The organism is Pseudomonas sp. BT-42-2, from assembly GCF_025847435.2.
In the GTDB taxonomy this organism is placed as follows: Bacteria; Pseudomonadota; Gammaproteobacteria; order Pseudomonadales; family Pseudomonadaceae; genus Aquipseudomonas; species Aquipseudomonas urmiensis.
This window is the reverse complement of sequence record NZ_JAOYTM010000006.1, coordinates 40,475-58,933: the sequence shown is the minus strand read 5'-3', so window position 1 is coordinate 58,933 and position 18,459 is coordinate 40,475. Positions and strand designations below refer to the sequence as shown.

The 18,459-nt window shown below is 64.9% G+C and carries 15 protein-coding genes; 4 read left to right on the top strand and 11 right to left on the bottom strand.

The genetic code is table 11. The features are described 5' to 3' along the window. Positions 1-7: 7 nt before the first annotated feature. The 3 genes from OIU19_RS04890 (at position 8) to OIU19_RS04880 (ending at position 1,735) form a co-directional block, all read left to right on the top strand. Positions 8-310, top strand: coding sequence for a DUF5629 family protein (locus OIU19_RS04890; protein WP_264233796.1), 303 nt, complete (start codon positions 8-10; stop codon positions 308-310). After that, positions 276-1,406, top strand: coding sequence for a lactonase family protein (locus tag OIU19_RS04885; protein WP_264234328.1), 1,131 nt, complete (start codon positions 276-278; stop codon positions 1,404-1,406). Before OIU19_RS04890 ends, OIU19_RS04885 begins: the two co-directional genes overlap by 35 nt. Before the next feature lie 149 nt (positions 1,407-1,555). Next, positions 1,556-1,735, top strand: coding sequence for a hypothetical protein (locus tag OIU19_RS04880; protein WP_264233795.1), 180 nt, complete (start codon positions 1,556-1,558; stop codon positions 1,733-1,735). Between the two features lie 119 nt (positions 1,736-1,854). Here the strand turns inward: OIU19_RS04880 and OIU19_RS04875 are convergent, their stop codons facing one another. The 9 genes from OIU19_RS04875 to OIU19_RS04835 form a co-directional block, all read right to left on the bottom strand. Next, positions 1,855-2,448 carry a glutathione S-transferase gene (locus OIU19_RS04875; protein WP_264233793.1) on the bottom strand — a complete coding sequence of 198 codons (594 nt, stop codon included), beginning with the start codon at positions 2,446-2,448 and terminating at the stop codon, positions 1,855-1,857. Continuing rightward, positions 2,445-6,089 (bottom strand): AAA family ATPase, encoded by a 3,645-nt coding sequence (locus OIU19_RS04870; RefSeq protein ID WP_264233791.1) that lies wholly within the window; start codon positions 6,087-6,089, stop codon positions 2,445-2,447. Before OIU19_RS04870 ends, OIU19_RS04875 begins: the two co-directional genes overlap by 4 nt. Next, positions 6,086-7,324, bottom strand: coding sequence for an exonuclease SbcCD subunit D C-terminal domain-containing protein (locus tag OIU19_RS04865; protein WP_264233789.1), 1,239 nt, complete (start codon positions 7,322-7,324; stop codon positions 6,086-6,088). The genes OIU19_RS04870 and OIU19_RS04865 overlap by 4 nt, the downstream gene beginning before the upstream one ends. 143 nt (positions 7,325-7,467) lie before the next feature. Then, positions 7,468-9,078 carry a BatD family protein gene (locus OIU19_RS04860; RefSeq protein ID WP_264233787.1) on the bottom strand — a complete coding sequence of 537 codons (1,611 nt, stop codon included), beginning with the start codon at positions 9,076-9,078 and terminating at the stop codon, positions 7,468-7,470. Then, positions 9,075-10,790 (bottom strand): tetratricopeptide repeat protein, encoded by a 1,716-nt coding sequence (locus OIU19_RS04855; protein ID WP_264233785.1) that lies wholly within the window; start codon positions 10,788-10,790, stop codon positions 9,075-9,077. Before OIU19_RS04855 ends, OIU19_RS04860 begins: the two co-directional genes overlap by 4 nt. After that, positions 10,787-11,863, bottom strand: a complete 1,077-nt coding sequence (locus OIU19_RS04850) for a VWA domain-containing protein (protein ID WP_264233782.1) — start codon at positions 11,861-11,863, stop codon at positions 10,787-10,789. The genes OIU19_RS04855 and OIU19_RS04850 overlap by 4 nt, the downstream gene beginning before the upstream one ends. Beyond that, the gene (locus OIU19_RS04845; protein ID WP_264233779.1) at positions 11,856-12,350 is read right to left on the bottom strand and encodes a DUF4381 domain-containing protein; all 495 of its coding nucleotides are present in this window, start codon (positions 12,348-12,350) and stop codon (positions 11,856-11,858) included. Before OIU19_RS04845 ends, OIU19_RS04850 begins: the two co-directional genes overlap by 8 nt. Further along, positions 12,347-13,291 (bottom strand): DUF58 domain-containing protein, encoded by a 945-nt coding sequence (locus tag OIU19_RS04840; protein ID WP_264233777.1) that lies wholly within the window; start codon positions 13,289-13,291, stop codon positions 12,347-12,349. Before OIU19_RS04840 ends, OIU19_RS04845 begins: the two co-directional genes overlap by 4 nt. Before the next feature lie 4 nt (positions 13,292-13,295). Then, the gene (locus tag OIU19_RS04835; protein WP_186557275.1) at positions 13,296-14,255 is read right to left on the bottom strand and encodes a MoxR family ATPase; all 960 of its coding nucleotides are present in this window, start codon (positions 14,253-14,255) and stop codon (positions 13,296-13,298) included. Positions 14,256-14,489: 234 nt separating this feature from the next. Here OIU19_RS04835 and OIU19_RS04830 point away from each other — a divergent pair, with 234 nt between their 5' ends. Continuing rightward, positions 14,490-15,833, top strand: coding sequence for a DUF2235 domain-containing protein (locus OIU19_RS04830; RefSeq protein ID WP_264233775.1), 1,344 nt, complete (start codon positions 14,490-14,492; stop codon positions 15,831-15,833). Positions 15,834-15,889: 56 nt separating this feature from the next. Here OIU19_RS04830 and OIU19_RS04825 read toward each other — a convergent pair whose 3' ends face one another. Both OIU19_RS04825 and lhgO read right to left on the bottom strand, forming a co-directional pair. Then, positions 15,890-17,218 carry an MFS transporter gene (locus OIU19_RS04825; protein ID WP_186557273.1) on the bottom strand — a complete coding sequence of 443 codons (1,329 nt, stop codon included), beginning with the start codon at positions 17,216-17,218 and terminating at the stop codon, positions 15,890-15,892. Between the two features lie 43 nt (positions 17,219-17,261). Further along, entirely contained in the window at positions 17,262-18,455 is a 1,194-nt protein-coding gene (lhgO, locus tag OIU19_RS04820) for an L-2-hydroxyglutarate oxidase (protein WP_264233772.1), read from the bottom strand. Positions 18,456-18,459: the final 4 nt, after the last annotated feature.

Here is an 18,459-nt window from a genome sequence, read left to right as displayed (position 1 = left end):
CCCTTCGATGACCACCCTCGCCACCGCCCTCGAATCCAGCGACATGCTCCTGATCGATGGCCTGCACGCCTTCGACTTCACCTTCGACGCCAACGGTCTGCTGATCGAGTGCATGGACGGCCGCGAACTCAAGCGCTGGACCTTCACCCCTGAGCAAGTCGCCGCGGCAATCGGCGCGGGTGAAGAGTGGCGCCTCAACGATGATCAGGGCGAGCATCAACTAGTCTGTATGAGTGCCGTGTACGGCTCGGACGATGACGATGAATACGACGATGATGAACCGGACCTGGAAGTGCCTGCTGGCCGCTAGTCTGATGAGCCTTGTTTTCCAGGCCCACGCCGCGACCCTGCTGGTGGGCAGCTACACCGACGGCGCCAGCAAGGGTATCTACCGCTACCATTTCGACACTGAACGCGGCCAGATCGATACCCAGCCACTGCAAGTGGTCAACAGCGTCAGCCCGTCGTGGCTGGTGCTCTCTGCCGACCAGCGCCTCTTGTTTGCGGTCAATGAAACGCCCAAGGGCCAGGTCAGCAGTTTTGCCCTCAGCAGCAAGGGCGAGATCAAACCGTTGAACCAGGTCGCCAGCCAAGGCGATGAGCCGACCCACGCCAGCCTCAGCCACGATCAGCGCTACTTGTTCGTCGCCAACTACGCGGTCGCCGCCGACCCGGGCGGCAGCCTGGTGGTGATCCCGGTGGCCAAGGACGGCAAGCTCAAGCCGGTGGTGCAGCAGGCGCGGCATGCGCCGAGCAAGGTCAACCTCGAGCGCCAGGCCGGCGCCCATGTGCATTCGCTGGTGCCTTCGCCTGAAGGCCGCCACCTGTATGCCAGCGACCTGGGCGCGGACAAGGTGTTCATCTACCGCTACGACGGCGCCAGTACCGAACAGCCGCTGAGCGCGGCGATTCCGGCCTCGGTCAGCCTGCCGCCAGGCAGCGGGCCGCGGCATTTGCTGTTCGATGCCAAGGGCCAGCACGCTTATCTCACCCTGGAGATGAGTGGCGAAGTGGTGGTGTTCGATGTTGAGGATGGCGCCCTGATCGAGCGCCAGCGCCTGGCCTTGAGCGAAAGCCAAGACGCCGCTGCCAAGGCTTCGGGCGGCTTGCACTTGTCGGTCGATGGACGCTTTCTGTATGTCAGCAACCGCGGTACGGCAAATGAAATCGTGGTGTATGCAGTGGCCAAGGATAACGGCCAGCTAACCCTGCTGCAGCGCCGTTCGGTCGAGGGCGATCATCCGCGTGAGTTCGCCCTGGACCCCAGTGGCAACTACCTGCTGGTGGCCAACCAGAAGAGCAACCAGATCGTGGTCATGCGCCGCGACCCGCGTAGCGGCAAGCTCGGGGAGACGGTGCAGAAGCTGGCCCAGGATGCGCCCTCGGACCTCAAGTTCATCGAGTGACTATCAACAGGGGCTATCAACAGCGACTATCAACCGGGGTGATAATTGCTACTGCTGCAATGAATTTCAGTGGCAGAGCTTGGCGGCGTAAGTTTGACCCAAGGCCCACCCGGGCCACTGTCAAACCACCGATGTCGAGGTCAGCCCAGATGAACTTCAATCTCTTCCCGGTTATTGCCGCTTCCGCCATTTCCGCTTCTGTCGTGTTGCCTGCCCATGTGCACGCCGACACCAGCCGCAAGGCATCTGCCACCCACAGCTATACCGAGCAGTACCTGCGCCAGAGTGCCCATTTTCATGCGGCATTGAGTGGCAAGAACGCGGTGTGAGCACTGAACCTGTGGGAGCGGGCTTGTGCCCGCAAAGCATACACTGCGGCGTAGGGCCAGGGCTTTGCCCTGGTTCGCGGGCAAGCCCGCTCCCACAGGTTCCGCTCCCAGGCTGATAGCTATTTAGCCATAACGGCCTTGAACAGCTCTGAAGCCAGCCACCCCTGCAACCAGCTCCGCACGCGCGGATAAGCCGCCTCGGCGAACCACTGCGGTTCGACCCCGGCAAACTGGCGCATAAGGGGGAGTAGGGCAGCATCGGCCAGGCTGGGATGCCCGGCAAGTAGATAAGGCCGGCCTTCGAGCAGTCCTTCAAGCTCCGCCAGCCAGGGCTCGGCCTGCTGGCGGTAATGCTCCCGCGAATGCTCGGGGTAGCGTTCGGCATACTTGTACAGGTTGACCTGGGTCTTGAACACGCTATCGTTGCGTGCGATCAGGACCTCAGCGTGCTGCGCCGCAGCCGGATCTGCTTGCAGCCGCCAGTCCTGCGGATCGTTCTGCGCCAGTGCCCAGCGCATGATATCCAGGCTTTCTTCCAGTACGCCGTCGGCAGTCGCCAACACCGGCACCGTGCCCTTGGGCGACAGTGCCAGCAGTTCAGCCGGTTTGTTCTTCATTGCCACTTCACACACCTGCACGGCGCAGCCGGCATAGCGCAGGGCCAGGCGCGCGCGCATGGCCCAGGGGCAGCGGCGGAACGAGTAGAGGATCATCCGCACACTTCCACATCGCTCAAACCATTGCCCTGACGGCGTACCTGGATCTGCACCGGAATCCGCTCGTGCATCTCCTGCACGTGCGAGATCACCGCGACCTTGCGGCCCTGGGCCTGCAAGCCATCGAGGGCGTCCATGGCCAGTTGCAGCGACTCAGGATCAAGGCTGCCAAAACCTTCGTCGATGAACAGCGACTCGATGCGCAGGGTACTCGAAGCCATCGAGGCCAGACCCAAGGCCAGGGCCAGCGAAACCAGGAAGGTCTCGCCACCAGACAATGAGTGCACCGAGCGCAGCTCATCGCCCATCTCGGTGTCCAGCACCAGCAGGCCAAGGGCACTGCCGCCGCGTTTGAGGCGGTAGCGCTTGGCCAACTGGCGCAGCTGGCTGTTGGCGTGGTGCAGCAGCAAGTCGAGGTTGTAGCCCTGGGCGATCTTGCGGAACACATCGCCAGAGGCCGAGCCGATCAGGGCATTCAAGCGCGCCCAGCGTTGCCACTGTTGATAGGCCTGCTCGATCTCTGCGGCCAGGGCCTGATGGGCTTGTTGGCGACGCTGGTCGTCGGCGTGTTGCGCGCGCAGTTCGGCGCACTGCTGTTCATGCACTGCCAGTTGTTGCTGCAGCTCGCTGAGGGCCTGCTCCAGTTCTTCAGTGGGCATTTCGCTGATGGCGTGCTGGTTGTGCTGTTGCAGGCGCTGCTGGCGCTCTTGCAGCAGCACGCGGCCTTGTTCGATGGCTTTGTCGGCAGCTTGTACGCGTTGGCGTAGCTCGGCCACTGCGCCATCGTCGATAGCCAGCAGCCGGTCCAGGCCTTGGTCGTCCAGCTCCGGATGATCGGCGCGCCATTGGCTGATTTGCTGTTGCAGCGCCTGGTGCTCCTGCTCCAGGGCCTCGCGGCGCTGTTGATTGGCCTTGAGTTCCGCAGCCACTTGCAGGCTTTGCGTGTTGGCATCCTGGAGCGCCTGGGCAGTACTGGCTTCGCTGCTGCGCGCCTGTTCTACCTGCTGCTCCAGATGCTGCTGCCAGGCTTCGGCATTGGCGTGCTCGGCCAACAGCTCGGCCAGGGTCGCGCGCGCTTGTTGCTGTTGCTCGGCAAGACTGGCCAGCTGCTGCTGCAGCTCGCCCTGACGTTGCAGGCGCGCTTGCTGCTGGTCGCGCAGGCGTTCCAGTTGTTGCTGGCGCTGCTGCTGTTGTTGCTGTTCGTCCTGTTGCTGCTCCAGCTGGAGCATGCGCTGGGCCACCTGCTGATCCAGAGCCAGGAAGGCATGCGCAGGTTCGTCGCGCAGGGCCTGGAGAATGTCAGCAGGCAATACCCCGGCAAAATCGGCCAATGCCTGCTCCAGGCGTTCCTGGTCGGCGTCGAGTGCCTGGTGCTGCTGGTCGAGACGCCGCTGCGCCTGCTGTTGCGCTTCGTTGGCGGCCTGCAATTGCTGGGTGAGGCGGGCAGCGTCCTTTTGCAGGGTCAGTAGCGCGCTCTGGCGTTGTTCGTCGCGGCTGATTTCGCCGTCCAGACGGCGCAATTGGCCCTCCAGCCAGTTGCTGCGGCTGCTGTCGTCCTGAGCACTGAGCGAAGGCCACAGGGCATGCGCCTGCAACTGCTGCTGCAGCGGTTGCAGCTGTTCGACCAATTGCCCCTGCTGGTGCTGGTACTCCTTGACCTGGCCATTGACCATACCGACCTGGGTGCGCAGGTCGATCAGGCGCGTATTGAGGCTTTCCACCTGAGCCAAGGCAGCGGCTTCTTCGGCCTGGTCATGTCGGCCAAGACTATTGAGCAGCGCCTCGGGCTGATGGAACGGGTGCTCGGCGCTGCCGCAGACTGGGCATGGCTCGCCATCGCGCAACTGGGCGCGCAGTTCTTCGACGCTGGTATTGCGTGCCAGGCGCTGGCGTTCGAGCAACTGGCGGGTCAGCGTCAGGGCTTGCTCGGCGGTTTCCAGCTCGGCCTTGGCCGACCGGCCTTCGGCGATCAATTGCTGGCGTTGGTGCAGGCCCTGTTGCTGACGTTCGCGCAGCGACTGGATGTTCTGTTGCAGCTCTTGCTCGCGGGCGTGCAGGCGTGACAGTTCTTCCACTGCGCGCTGCTGCTTGCGGTTCTCCTGCAGCATGGTGCCGAGCAGGTCGAGCTGTTCGGCCAGCGCCTGCGGCTCGGCGCCAGCTTCATGGAACAACACCTCGAAGGCGTCGCGCTGCTCCTGCAACTGGGCATTGGCCTGGCTGGCCTGGGCTTGCAGGCCGGGCAGTTCATCGCGGCCCTGGCGCAGGCGATTGCCGATTTGCAGCAGCTGCTGCAGTTGCCCGCGATAGGCCTGCCAAGCGCTGCCCAATGTGGCCAGCGGGGCGCTGTCGGCCAGGGCGGCATCGATTGCGGCCAGTTGCTGCTGGCTGCGCTGCTGCTGCTCGTCGAGTTGCTGCAACTGCTGCTGAGCGTCACTGACGGCCTGCTCGGCGTCTCGGGCGAGGTCGCCAAGCTTGGCTGACTCACTGTCCAGACGCGCCAGGTTGTCCTGGGCGGCGAAGGCTTGGCGCAGGCGCGGGGCGCTGTCGCTTTGCACGGTCTGGGCCTGGCTCAGCGCCTGGCGTGCCGCTTGCAGAGCGTGTTGCAGCTCCAGGGCGCGTGCTTGCAGGCTCTGTTGCTGGTCTTGCTGCGCCGCAAGCGCAGCAGCCAACGGCGTAAGCTGGCTGGCCACGGCTTGCTGGCGATGGAACGGGTGGCGCTGCGGCGCCAGGCGTTCCAGGTGCTGCAGATCCAGGCGCTGTCCGGCCAGTTGTTGCCAGTCGTGCTCAGCGCTTTGCAAGGCTTGGCTGGCGGCGCTGTGCTGGGCTTGCAGTTGGTGCTGTTCACTGAGCCAGGCGCGATGCTGTTGCAGTTGGCGCTCGCGCGCCTGCTCGGCCTTGAGCGCTTGTTGCGCCTGCTCCAGGCGCTGATCGAGCTCGGCGCGAGCCTCCACGGCCATCGGCAGCAGGTGGCTGGCGCGCTCCTTGAGGGCGTTGTGGGCATCGCCCGCTTCTCGCGATTTACTGAACGCACGCTGACCGAGGCGGGTATAGATCGCAGTATTGGTGAGCTTTTCCAGCAGTTCGCTGCGCTCTTTGTCGTCGGCCTTGAGGAAGGCGCTGAACTCGCTCTGGGCCAACATCACCGCGCGGGTGAACTGCTCGAAGTTCAGGCCCAGGCGCGCTTCGACCAATTGCTTGTATTCGTTCTTGCCGCTGCCCAGCAGCTGCTCGCTGTCCAGATCGTAGAGGCTCTGGCGACTGTGCTGCAACTTGCCGTTGGCCTTGTCGCGGGCGCGGTTGGCCTCCCAGCGGGCGCGGTAGCGGTGGCCGTCGATACCCACGAAGTCGACCTCGGCAAAGCCGCTGCCGGTGCCCCGGCGCAACAGGTTGCGCGGATCGTAAGTGGGGATGTCGCCGTCGGCGTCTGGCACCTTGGCCTCGCGGCCGATCGCATTGAGCCGCGGCACGGTGCCGAACAAGGCCAGGCACAGGGCATCGAGCAGGGTGCTCTTGCCCGCGCCGGTGGGGCCGGTAATGGCGAACAGACCAGCGCTGGCCAAGGGCTCGGCGGTAAAGTCGATGTCGATCGGGCCGGCGAGCGAGGCGAGGTTTTTCAGGCGAATGGCAAGGATCTTCATGGCTGCTCCTGCTCCAGCTGGACATCCTGCAGGAGCAGGGCGAAATCGCTCAGGGCCTGCTCATCGACGGGATTGCCGTAGGCTTGCTCCCAGGCCCGGCTGAACAAGTCCTGCGGGGTCATCTGGCTCAGCTCGACGAACTCCAGCTCGTCCTCCTCCAGCGTTCCGCGCCCGGCATATTCGGCGCTGATGCGCACCAGGCGCACGGCCTTGCCTTGCAGCGCCGTTTCAATCTGCTGGCGCAGGTCTGGCTGTGGCTCGTCCAGGCGTACCCGCACTTCCAGCCAGGGCTGGCGATTGGGGTCTTCGAGCAGGTCGATCACCGGCAGCTCGGCGAGCTGTTCGAGCAGCTCGGCCAGCGGCGCCGGGCCCATGCGTTGCAGGGCCACAGCGCGGGGCACCGGCCGCGGTTCGACGCTGACCAGCTCGGCACCGTCCAGCTCGACTTCCAGCACCTGGTGGGGGTAGTTGATTTCCGCGAACGACAGCGGGATCGGCGAGCCGCTGTAGCGGATGCGTTCTTCGCGATTGACCTTCTGCGGCTTGTGCAAGTGGCCCAGGGCGACGTAGCTGATGGCCTTGTCGAACAGCTTGGCCGGCAGCGCCTCGGCGTTGCCGATGATCAGGCTGCGTTCGGAGTCTTCGGAGATCGAGCCGCCTGCCATATGCGCGTGGCTGATGGCGATCAGCGCCTGGTCTTTCTTGCGTTTGGCCTGGCCGGCAGCGATCAGTTGCTGATGCACCTGGGTGATGCCTTGCAGGTAATCGTCGCCCAACTGCGGGCCGGTGACTTCGGCAGGACGCAGGAACGGCAGGGCCAGGCACCAGGCGCTGACCTTGCCACGGGCGTTGGTCAGGGGAATCAACAGGCGTTCGGCGTCCAGCTGGCCTTCGTCGAGCCAGTGCACCCGGCCCAGGGCGTGGGTGCGCAGGCGGCGCATCAGCGCGGCGGGCAGCTCGATACGCGAGCCGGAGTCGTGGTTGCCGGCGATCATCACGATGTCCAGCTTGGGCTGTTGCTCGTGGGCCTGGACGATGAATTCGTAGAGGCGTTCCTGGGCTTTGACCGGCGGGTTGACCGTGTCGAAGATATCGCCAGCGATCAGCAGCGCGTCAGGCTGGCGCAGTTTCAGCTGGCCGAGCAGCCAGTGCAGGAAACAGGCGTGTTCGAAATCGCGTTCCTGGCCATGCAGGCTTTGGCCCAGGTGCCAGTCGGAGGTGTGAAACAGACGCATGGGTGACCTGTAGGTGTTGAGTCGGGGTTGCTTGCGATGGAATTTTTGCGGGTGGGTATGGTAACCCAAGTTGCGATCCGCAATGTGCGGTGGATGTGCGGGCCTCATCGCGGCACCAGGCCCGTACCCACACCAGCGAAACGCTACTTGGGATAAAGCGGCGGCAAGCTGCCGCTATCCCCAGTCGGCGCGAGCAATTGCTCGGCTGGCGGGATGGCCCCAATCGCCCGCCACAGCTCATCGCCATGCCAATACTGGCCGCTCTCGCTATACAACGCGCCATTCAATCCATCCAGCGCATCCGACAACGGCACAAAGCGCGCCGCCATTTCGGCCAGGGTTTCGGGCTGCTGGCGTGCCCAGGCATCCAGCGCCTGTCGGGTAGCCTGCGGATCATTGGCCTGACAGGCGCGCTTGAGGTCATCGAGCAAGGTACGCGGGCTCGGGCCAGCCTGCGCCGCGCGCAACACCGCTGGCTGCGAGCGTGCGCGCCACCACAAGGCGAAGCCGAGCAGCGTGGTCAATGCCAACACCAGGGTCGCCAGTTGCCAAGGCCACAGCAGGGTGCTGGCAGAGCTGCTATCACCCACCGGGGTTTCGGCACTCAAGGCAGGGTTGTCCTGCACGTTGAGGCTGCGCGCCGGCAGGCTGCTGTGTTCCAGGTGATCCTCGCGGGTGTTCCACCAGGTCACGTCGACGGTCGGCAAGGTCAGCTCGCCGCTGTGGGTCGGTACCAGCGCTTCACGTTCTTCACGGTTGGCGGTCATGCCGCGCTCGTTGATCTCGTTACGCAGCAACGGCTGGTCAGGGTAGCGGCGCAGGCCAAGGATTTCGGTGGCCGGTAGTGGCGGCAACTGAGTGCTGGACAGGCCATCGGCGCGCAGGGTGACGCTGCGGGTCATTGAATCGCCGATCTGCACCGTTTGGGTGCTGGGGTCGGGGTTCCAGCGTTCTTCCAGGGTCAAGCTGCGTGCTGGCAGCCACGGGGTGTCGGCAGGATAGTTGGCCGGGATCGGCCGCACGCTAAGGCGCAGCGGCAGCGAGCTGACTTGTACCTGGCGACCGGCGCGCTGCTCGGCGCTGTCGGCGGCGGTGGCGGTGAAGGTCAGCGAGGGGATATCCAGGCTGCCGCTGTGCTGCGGATAAACCGCATAGCGGGTTTCGATGACGCCGTGGCGCACGCCGTCGATGTCTTTTTCATAGGTGCGCGACTCGCCCAGCGGCTCGACCTTGGCGTTGTCCAACTGCAGCGGGGTGAGGCTGCTGTCGTCGTACAGCGATACCGAATGGTAGATGCGCAGGGTCAGCACGGCCTGGGCCTGGACGTAGACCTCAGTGCTGTCCAGGGTCGCTTCGACGAACACCTTGGCGGCGCTGTCCGGGCGGCTGGCATCGGCTTGGAGCACTTGCAGGTCGATGGGCAGGCTGTGCGACTGGCCCAGTTGCAACGCGGGGATGCTCAAGCTGCCGCTGCGCCGCGGCAGCAGGGTGATGATCCAGCGGGTGCTGGCGCGGGTTTCGCCATCGAGGGTGTGCAGGCTGTTCAGCTGACGGGTGCCGCGCACTTCGAAGTCGGCATCCAGGGCACGCAGGTCGGGTTTGCCGAACTGGGTGACATCCTGGCTTTCGAGGATCAGCTCCAGGGTTTCACCGGCTAGCAGGCGGCTGCGATCGACGCTGGCTTGCAGGGTCGGTTGGGCTTGGACCTGGACGATCCAGAGCAGGGTGAGGAGCAAGACGCCGAAGCGACTCATCGTGGGTTTTCCTGATGCAATTGCTGTTCATACCAGAATTTGCGCCGCAACAGCTGCGCTGGGTTGTCCGGGATCTCGCGCAGCCACTGTTCCAACGCCTGGCGTTGTTCGGCATCCAGGCTGGTGGCAGTCGGGCGTTGCGGCGGCTGGGTAAGGCTGTCGTCGTCGCCGGCCTGATTGCCTGACGGCGGCTGGCCGTTGCTGCTGTCGCCTTGCTCCTGGCCGGGCGCTTGCTCCTCGTTGCCGGGGGTGGCTTGCGCCTGATTGGCCGCTGAGCTGCTGTTACCGTCGGTTTCGCTGCCTGGGGTGCCTTGGGCATCGCTGCTGGCTTGTTGCTGTTCGGCCTTGGCTTGACGCTGCAGCAACAGTTGCTGGACCAGGGCCTGGTTGTCCAGTGCCGCTTGCAGTTCCGGTTGGCGCTCAAGGGCCTGCTCGTAGGCGTCCAGGGCTGCTTCCAGTTGATCGGCACGGGCCAGGGCATTGCCTCGATTGTAGTGGGCGGCGGCCGTGCTGCCTTGGGCAAATGCCTTGGCCGCACCTTCATAGTCACCGGCCTGGTACAGCGCCATGCCACGCCATTGCGGATCGTCGAAGTGGCGTGCGGCCTCGGCCGGACGTTGTTGCTCCAGCAGACGCTGGCCTTGCTGGTCAGGGCGCAGCCACAGGTCGTTGAATTCGAACGCCTGGCTCGGTTGCGGCAGCGCCAGCAGCAATGGCAGGCAAAACAGCCAGCCGCGCCGTCCGGCACAGGCAGCCAGCAACAAAAGCGGCAGCAGTAGCCAGTAGCCCTGGTCGGCCCAGCTGTCCAACTGCAGGGTCTGGCCATCGTTGCGCAAGCCGCGCGGACTATCGAACAGGCCCAGGCCGCGCAGGTCCAGGTCGTCGATGCGGGCGTGGCGATAGCGCCCGCCAGTGCCATTGATGAAGGCCTTGAGGCTGGCGCTGTCCAATCGGGGGAGGAGGATACCGCCTTGCTCATCCTTGAGGTATTCGCCATTGACCTGGCGCACCGGCGCGCCCTCGCTGCTGCCGATGCCGAGCATCAGCAGGCTGGGGCCCTGGCGGCCTAGCGCCTGCTTGATGCCGTCGCGCTCCTGATCGCTCAAGGCCGAGCCGATCAGCAACAGGCGGCCTTGGCCCAAGCCGCTCTGGGCTAGCAAAGCCAGACCTTTGTGCACTGCCAGGTCGGCGCGCTGGCCGGGCTGGGGCATGATCGACGGGTCGATCGCTTCCAGCAGGTTGCGCGTGGTACCCAGGTCGTCGGACAGCGGCACCAGGGTGTGGGCGCTACCGGCATAGACGATCAACGCGGTCTGGCTGTCGCGGCGGTGTTCGAGCAGGTCGAGCACCTTGCGCCGAGCCTGCTCCAGGCGATTGGGCGGGCTGTCTTCGGCGAGCATCTGCGGGGTTAGCTCAAGCATGATCACCAGTGGGTCGGCGGGGCGTTGGCGGGTTTCTTCCACCCGCTGCCAACTGGTGCCGAGCAAGGCCAGGACGATCAGTAACCAGGCCAGGCCCAAGGCGATCCACGGCAACTTGCTGTTGCTGCCACTGCCGCCGCCAAGCAGTACCGCATGAAATTGTGGCGGCAGGATCATCTGCCAGCGCCCGGCGCGCTTGCGCCGGTGCCAGAGCTTGAACAGCAGCCAGGCGAGCAGCGGAACGACCAGCAGCCAGAGCGGGCGCAACCATTGTGGCCAGAGATCGATCATCGCCGCCTCCTAAGCCGTAGGCGTTTCAAGCGCTCGCGCCATTGCGGGTGCGGTTGCAAGAAGCTGGGGCGACGCAGGACCCGCTGCAACAGGTTATCCGGCCATTGCACAGCGACTACCAGCAACACGCTCAGCAGCAGCGCCAGGGCCAGCGGCCAGGCATACAGCTCCTTGGCGGTGCGCGCCTGGGTCGGTTGCTGCGCCACTGGCTCCAACTGATCGAGGGTGTCGCCGATCGCGTCCAGCTCGGCGCCGTCATGGGCGCGGAAATAGGTGCCCTGGGTCAGCTCGGCGATTTCCCGCAGCGAGGCTTCATCCAGGTCCAGGCTCGGGTTCAGCCCGAGTAGGCCAGGAGTGCCGCTGGCCTCGGGGTTGGCGCCGATGCCGATGGTGTAGATGCGCACGCCTTCCTGGGCGGCCAGACGGGCGGCGGTCAGCGGATGGATCTGCCCGCCGTTGTTGGCGCCGTCAGTGATCAGCACCAGCACTCGGCTCTGCGCCGGGCGCTGGCGCAGGCGCTTGACGGCCAGGCCAATGGCATCGCCAATTGCCGTGTTCTTGCCGGCGATGCCGATCTGCGCTTCATCGAGGAAGGTGCGTACGGTGCGCCGGTCGAAGGTCAGCGGCGCTTGCAGGTAGGCCTCGCTGCCGAACAGGATCAGGCCCACCCGGTCGCCCTCGCGGTCCTGGAGGAAATCGCCGAGCAGCGCCTTGACCAGGTCCAGGCGGCTGATTTCCTCATCTTTCCACTGCATGTCGGGGAAATCCATCGACCCGGAGACATCCACGGCCACCAGCAGGTCACGCCCGCTGGCCGCCACCGGCACCGGTTCGCCGAGCCATTGCGGGCGGGCGGCGGCGATCAGCAGCAGCAGCCAGATCAATACGTAGGGTGCCTGCTGGCGCCAGGTCGGCAGGTTGAGTCGCGCGCGCCGGCCGGCCAGGCCTTCGAGCTCATTGAGAAAGCCAACCTTGAGCACCGGCTCCCCGCTGTCGGCGGCCGGCAGCAGCAAGCGCGCCAGCCACGGCAGCGGCAGCAGCAGGAAGATCCACGGCCAGGCCAGCTCAAACATGCTTGCGAATCCAGGTTTCGACCGCCTGGCTGAGCCCGGCGATCGCTTTGTCGTCGAGCTTGCACTCGGGTTTGTAGGTGCCTTCGACCAGTACCATCCAGCGGGTCAGGCCAGCAGCGGGGCAGCGGTTATCGAGAAACGCCAGCCATTGACGGCCGCTGAGCGTGTGGCTGTTGGCGCCGGGGTAGTGGTTGCGGCACAGGCGTTTGAGCAGGGCGTTGATCTGCTGCAACCAGGCGCCTGCGGGTGCACCGTCATAGGGACGGGGCAGGCGCGCGAGCTCGGCCAGGGCTTCCACCCGTACCGGGTCCAGGGGTTGTTCGGCGCGCACGATCCGCCGCTTGCCAGGGCGCCATTTACGCACCCGCCACAAGCCCCAAGCGAGCAGTGGTAGCAGCGCCAGTAGCACCCCCCAGCCGGGTGCAGGCGGCCACCAGCCAATCGCCGCGGGGGCGATCAACGGCTGCAGCGAATCCAGCGGGTTCATTTGCTGCTCCCTGGTCGCTGGGCGTTGAGGTACTCGCGCAGCTGCTCGATCATCTCGCTTTGGGTGCTCAGTGGCATTAGCACCACGCGCAGCTTTTGCGCCAGCAGCTCCCAGCGCTCGATCCGTGCTTCGGCCTGCTGGTGGTAGGTGCGGCGCAGGTTGGCATCGAGGGTGTCGAGTTCCAGCTGGGCCCCGCGCTGGGCGAAGCGCAGCAGGCCGGCAGCGGGCAGGGCATGGTCGAGCGGATCGGAGACCGGCATCAGCAGCACGTCGCAGTGGCGTGAGAGCATCGACAGGTGCTGCTCGACGCCCTCGCTGAGTGCGCGTTCGTCGCAAATGACGATGGCCAGGCTGCCCGGGCGCAGCACTTCGCGCGCCCGGCGCAGGGCCAGGGCCAGGCTGTCGGCCTGCGGCACCGCTTCGGTGTGCAGGGCCTGGTTGACCTTGGCCAACCGGTTGAGCAGTTGCAACAGGCTTTGCTTGCTGCGCCGCGGCTTGACTTCATGGTGCTCGTTATCGCCAAACACCAGGCCGCCGATGCGGTCGTTATGGCCCAGCGCGGCCCAGCCGAACAGCGCCGCAGCCTGGGCCGCCAGGACCGACTTGAACATCAATCCGGAGCTGAAGAACAGCCGCTGGCTTTGCTCGACCATGATGAAGATCGGCCGCTCGCGCTCTTCGTGGAACAGCTTGGTATGCGGCTCCTGGGTGCGTGCGGTAACGCGCCAGTCGATGTTGCGCACATCGTCGCCAGCCTGATACACCCGCACCTGGTCGAAATCCACGCCACGGCCACGCAGCTTGGAATGGTGCAGGCCGACCAGTGGGCTGCGCTGGCCGGGCCGCGAGAACAGCTGGATCTCGCGCACGCGGTGGCGCATGTCGATCAACTCGCCGAGGCTGGTGCGGATACCGGGTTCGGCCAACGTCGCAGTGGGCATGGGCTCAGGCGACTGCGACGACGTCGAGGATGCGTTGGACCACGCGGTCCTGGTCGACCCCGGCCGCCTCAGCCTCGAACGAGAGAATCACCCGGTGGCGCAGGACATCGAACAGCACCGCCTGGATATCCTCAGGGCTGACGAAGTCGCGTCCGGCCAGCCAGGCGTGGGCACGCGCGCAGCGGTCCAGGGCGATCGAGCCACGGGGGCTGGCGCCGTAGGCGATCCAGTCGGCCAGCTCGCTGTCGAACTTGGCTGGGGTGCGCGTGGCCATTACCAGTTGCACCAGGTACTCCTCCACTGCATCGGCCATGTACAGGCCGAGAATTTCCTTGCGCGCTGCGAAGATCGCCTGCTGGCTGACCCGGCGTTCCGGCTTGGTCTCGCCATTGAGCGCTTCGCCACGGGCCTGCTGCAGGATGCGCCGCTCCACGGCGGCGTCGGGGAAACCGATTTTCACGTGCATCAGGAAACGGTCGAGCTGCGCCTCGGGCAGCGGGTAGGTGCCTTCCTGCTCGATCGGGTTCTGCGTGGCCATGACCAAGAACAGCGGCGACAGGTCGTAAGTGCTGCGGCCCACGCTGACCTGGCGCTCGGCCATGGCCTCGAGCAGTGCCGATTGCACCTTGGCCGGGGCGCGGTTGATTTCGTCGGCCAGCACCAGGTTATGGAAGATCGGCCCTTGCTGGAACACGAAGCTGCCGGTTTCCGGGCGATAGATCTCGGTGCCGGTGATATCGGCAGGCAACAGGTCGGGGGTGAACTGAATGCGATGGAACTGCGCCTCGACACCTTCTGCCAGCTCTTTGATGGCCTTGGTCTTGGCCAGGCCCGGTGCACCCTCGACCAGCATATGGCCGTCGGCAAGGAGGACGATCAGTAGGCGTTCAACCAGCTTTTCCTGGCCCAGGATCTGGGAGGAAAGAAAGGTGCGCAGCGCGATCAGCGCTTCACGGTGTTCCATCGGCGACGGTTCCTGGAAAGGGGCCGGGGGTGCGGTAAACGAGCAGCCCGGGCAGGGGGTGATACTTTAATCCATCCGGGCCCATGCCGACTAATGGCGGCACGCAAATTTATGTAAGGGTTACAGACGACAGCGGCCTCGGCCGATTCCGACGAGCAAGCGGAAAAACCCTGATTCTCGCCAACGGTGACTGTGTTTTTTGATGGAGGCTCGGTAATCAGGACGGGCAGTGACATGGCGGATCATCAGGCGGCGGCATTCCCGCGACACCCGACGCCCCTGCGTCTGGGGGTGTTCTTCGACGGCACGGGCAATAATTTCTGCAACAGCCTGCGGGCTGACGATAACCCGGCTGCAGCCGACACGCGCCAGGGCAGCTACGCCAACGCACCGACTAACGTCGCCCTGTTACACCAGCTGTATCCCACTGGTCTGGCCAAACTGCCTGACGGCGCGTTGCGCGAGTGCTTCACACTCTACGTCGAAGGCATCGGCACCACCCGGGGTGCGCAGGACTCGCTCTATCATCAACTGACCGGGCGGGGCTCTACTGGGGTCAAGGCGCGGGTGGGGCAAGCCGTGCAGGCCATTGTTGAGCAGTTGCTGGGCTGGCGCCAGGCGTATCCAGGCGGACGCACCGTCACGCTCGAGTTCGATTTGTTTGGCTTTAGTCGCGGGGCGGCGGCGGCCCGGCATCTGGTCAACGATCTGCATCTGGGCGAAAAAAGCCAGTTGGCGCAAGCGCTGGCAAGTTTGGCCATACGCTGCGAGATCACCATTGAGTTCGTCGGATTGTTCGATACCGTGGCGGCTATCGTGGCGCCGCTCAAGGGTAATTTCAGCCCGGCCAATGGCCGCTATTCGGGATTGCGCCTGGGCCTTGAGCCGGGTGTGGCCAAGCAGGTGGTACAGCTGGTGGCCGGCGATGAGCGACGTTACAACTACCCGCTGGTGCGCACTGAGCACGACATCGTGCTGCCTGGCGTGCATTCAGACATTGGCGGTGGTTACCCTGAACGCAGCGTCGAACGGGTGCTGTTGAGCAAGCCGCAGTCCAATCGACTGCCGTTGCGCACCCCGGTGACGCAAAGTCGCGCCTATTTCCTGGCCCAGGCCCAGCTGGAACGTGAGTACAGCGATAGCCCAGCGCCGCGTCCGACCATTATCACTTGGGAAATGCCCGCAGGCGGCGGCCGGCGTGAGCTGCCAGAGAAACAGGTGTATGCCGCACTGCAGCGCGAGCGCGAGGTGTACGGGCATCTGTCGCGCATCTACCTGCGCATCATGCACGCCTTGGCGGTGCGCAGTGGGGTGCCGTTCGCTGAGCTGGATGAGACGCGCCAGGCATGGCGATTGCCGCAGGCGTTGCATGAAATCAGCCGTAAGTTGCATGAGTTCGCCCTGGGGCGTACTGCACAGCCGGGCTTGACCGAGGAGGAACAGCAACTGCTGCAGGGCCGCTACATTCACGCTTCGGCGCACTGGAACCCGCTCAAGGGGCTGCGTAACAGTATCCTCGACCTGGCCTACATCGACCGTCCCGCAGAAGGTGGGCGGGCGGTGCACGCCAACCGCTGAGCGAACGCGAGGCCATTGGCGGCCCCGCATTGGATACGCCGATCGGTTTTCGCCGATCAGTTTTTCGAGTTGGAGTGCTTGCGCCCCTGGTCACACAAGGCGAACGCCACCACCAGCACGCCAGCGATGGTCAGGATCAACGCCACACCTTCGGTGGAGTGGGTCGCGGAGTTGGCCACCAGCGCCAGGCCGCCCAACGGCGCCAGGCCCCCGGCCACCGCGGTGCCGATCTCGCGACCGGTGCCAAACCCCGAGGAGCGCGTCTGGGTCGGGAACTGGCGGCTGAGGAACGAGCCCTGTGGGGCGAACATCATCGGCGCCAGGATGCCGGTGCCAATGCCGATCGCGATGTAGATCATGGTCGGCTCGCCAGTGCCCAGCAGTTGCAGGAAGGGGTAGGCGAACAGCGCCGACAACACCCCGCCGAGCATCAGCACGGTCTTGCTGCTCCAGCGGTCGCACAGCCAGCCAAAGAACGGCACGGCGAAAATCGCCACCAGGCTGGCGATGGTCACCGACAGCGAGGTGACATGCGCCTCGACACCCTTGAACTGGGTCAGGTAGGCCAGCGAGAAGGTCTTGAAGATGTAGCTCAGGGCGTTGTAGCCGACGGCCACGAAGAACACCACGGCCAGGCCCTTGAGGTCATTCTTGAACAGCAGCTTGAGCGGCGAGACCTTGGGCTTGTCGTCGGACTTGTCCAGTTCCTTGAAGTCCGGGGTCTCAGGAATGCTCTTGCGCACCCACAGGCCGACAGCGACCAGCACGATGCTGGCGATGAACGGGATACGCCAGCCGCCGGCGAGCAGGAAGTCATTGCCGTTCATGGTCAGCAGGTACACGGTCAGCGACGACAGCAGCAGGCCCAGGTTCAGCCCCAGCGCCGGCCAGGCACCCTGGCTGCCGCGCTTGCCTTCGCTGGCGTGCTCGTAGGAGGTCACCGCGGCGCCCGACAGTTCCGCGCCAGCGCCCAGGCCCTGGATGATGCGGATCACCACCAGCAGGATCGGCGCCCAGATGCCAATCGAGGCGTAGCTGGGGATCAGGCCGATCAGCGCGGTGCACACGCCCATCATGCAGAAGGTGATCACCAGTACGTGCTTGCGACCGAAGCGGTCGCCCAGGTAGCCGAACAGGATGCCGCCGAAGGGCCGGGCAATGAAGCCGATGGCGAAGGTGGAAAACGCCAGCAGCGAGGCCACTGCCGGGTTGCTGGCGTCGAAGAAGATCTTCGAGAACACGATCGCCGCCATGGTCGCGTACAGGTAGAAGTCGTACCACTCCAGCATCGAGCCGAAGATGGTCGCTGCGGCCACCTTGCGCAGGCGTTTGCGTTTCTGATCGGGGGTTTCCGTTGCGGCCACAGCCGCCTCATGTACCGACATCTGAGGTTTCCTTATTGTCTTTGTAGTTGTGTGTGCAGCAGGTTCAGCGGGCCTGGAGGATCTTTTCGGCGATCATCTGGCCGATCGGGATAGCCGAGGTGGCAGCCGGCGAGGGGGCATTGCAGACATGCACCATGCGCGGGGTCTCGGCGAACAGGAAGTCGTGCACCAGGCTGCCGTCGCGCATGACCGCTTGGGCCCGAATGCCGGCTTCATAGGGCAGCAGGTCTTCCACCTGCAGCGACGGGCAGTATTTGCGGCACTGCTCCAGGTAGCCGCGCTTGAACAGCGAATTCTTCATCTCGCGGGTGCCGGAGCCGAGGTTGTTCCAGATGGTTTTCCAAAAGCCCGGGAAGCGCGCGTACTCGGCGACATCGCCCCAGTTCACCGAGAGCTTGCGGTAGTTCTCCCGGCCAAAGCCGAGCACTGCATTGGGGCCAACGGTGACGCTGCCATCGATCATCCGCGTCAGGTGCACGCCGAGAAACGGCAGCTCAGGGTCGGGGATCGGGTAGATCAGGTGGTTGACGATCTGGTTCTTGCTCGCCGGCAGGCGGTAGTACTCGCCACGAAACGGGATGATCTGGTGGTCGATCTTGACCCCGGCCAAGCGCGCCAGGCGGTCCGATTGCAGGCCCGCGCAGGCCACCAGTTGACGGGCGCGCCAGCTGTGCTCGGCGCTGCTCACTTCTACGTAATCACCGTGCTCGGCAATGGCCTGCACGCTGGTCGACAGGCGCACTTCGCCGCCGGCTTGCTCGATCACCTTGGCCATGGCGTAGCAGACCTGCTTGTAGTCGACGATGCCGGTGGCATCGACAAACAGCGCGCCTAAGCCTGCGATATTCGGTTCGCGCTGCTTGAGCTCGGCGCCATCCAGGCGCTCGACCTTCAAGCCGTTTTGCTGCGAGCGCTCATAAAGCGCCTGCATGCGCTGCATTTCCAGCTCGTTGGAGGCCACCAGCAGCTTGCCGCAGACATCGAAGGCAATCCCGTGTTCGGTGCAGAAGTCCTTGGTAGCCTGGGCGCCGCGTTTGCACAGTTCGGCCTTGAGGCTGCCCGGGGCGTAGTAGATCCCCGCGTGGATCACGCCGCTGTTGTGCCCGGTCTGGTGGCGGCCGAGGCTGGATTCCTTTTCCAGAATCAACAATGAGGCGCCGGGGCGCTGTTCGAGCAGGGCCATCGCTGTGGCGAGGCCGACGATGCCGCCACCAATGATGAGGTAGTCGTAAGTCATGCAG